The organism is Alteromonas sp. CyTr2 (assembly GCF_947311905.1).
Classification (GTDB): domain Bacteria; phylum Pseudomonadota; class Gammaproteobacteria; order Enterobacterales; family Alteromonadaceae; genus Alteromonas; species Alteromonas macleodii.
Genome location: NZ_CAMZMZ010000081.1, coordinates 1 through 1,361, shown reverse-complemented (window position 1 = coordinate 1,361; position 1,361 = coordinate 1). Strand labels below are relative to the sequence as shown.

The following is a 1,361-nucleotide window of genomic DNA, read 5'->3' as shown; positions in this document are numbered from 1 at the left end:
TAATGGTATGGACCCTCTCCTCCCATAAAGGCTTCAAATGAGCCAAGATAGGGTTGTTCAAATCACTATCAAGAAGGAGAAGGTCACATGAGTAAGGTAACAATAGGTCTCGATATCGCCAAGTCTGTTTTTCATTTAGTTTTTATGAATCAGTCAGGCAGAGTGCTCAGAAAGAAGAAATTAAGGCGTCACCAGATGTTGTCCTATTTTAGTCAACTGGAGCCATGCATTGTAGTGATGGAAGCCTGTGGAAGTTGCCATTACTGGTGTAGGGAATTGACGAAAGCCGGGCATGAAGTCAAAGCAATAGCACCGCAATACGTTGTAGCATACCGAAAAGGCAATAAACACGATTACAATGATGCAGAGGCGATAGCCGAGGCATCACAACGCGAAGGGATGCGATTTGTGCCGTTTAAGTCTCAGGACCAACAAGACATCCAGCTTATGCATCGGATTAGAGAGCGTATGATAGCGCAGCAAACGGCGTTGAGTAATCAGATAAGAGGCTTATTGAGCGAATACGGTATTGTGTATGTACGGGGTGTAGCGACTTTGGTGAAAGAGCTGCCTTTAACCCTGGAAGAAGCTGACAATGGATTGAGTATGTTAGCTCGCCGACAGTTTCAAGGCTTACTCAATGATTTGCGGGAACTGCGAGAGCACATAAAAGAAATGGATAAGGAGTTGAAAGCGTTCTCACAAAGCCAGCCTGTATGCGAGCGTTTAATGAGCATGACAGGAATTGGGCCTTTGATTGCTACCGCCTTATATGCAGGCATTGGACAAGGTCAGGCTTTTAATAGCGGCCGACATTTAGCCGCTTGGTTAGGTGTAGTGCCCAAACAACATACAACGGGAGATAACCCGAGATTGTTGGGTATTAGCAAGCGAGGGAACACGTATTTACGGACCCAGATAATTAACGGGGCCAGGGCCGCCTTGCGCCATATTGGTGATAAAACCGATAAGGTGAGCGAGTGGTGTCGGGCTTGTTTAGCACGCATGAGCTTTAACAAAGCGTGCGTCGCACTGGCTAATAAAATGGTAAGAATGGCCTGGGCTATGCTGCACTATCAACAGGACTACCAGCCAGGACTGATAAATAAAGCAGCGGCTTAGCCGATGAAACCCAAACCAAAGATAAGTAAATAAACTAAAACAGAAAGCCTATCAACATATTGCAAAAAGACAACGTACTGATGATTAACGGTTCATAACCATCTTGTTCAAATCAGTTTATACCAAGGGCCTTCGAGGCCGCCGGATTGATGAGACAACAAGATGCGAACAACCATCAAGGCTAGAAGTCAATTGACTTCACGAAAAAGCCGAATATATGGCAGCAATGAATCACGTTA

At 45.2% G+C, this 1,361-nt stretch carries 1 protein-coding gene; it reads left to right on the top strand.

The annotated features are described in order from the left end of the window. Window positions 1–87: 87 nt before the first annotated feature. A complete protein-coding gene (locus QME20_RS19630; RefSeq protein ID WP_168534346.1) occupies window positions 88–1,122 on the top strand; it encodes an IS110 family transposase in 1,035 nt (344 codons plus the stop codon). Window positions 1,123–1,361: the final 239 nt, after the last annotated feature.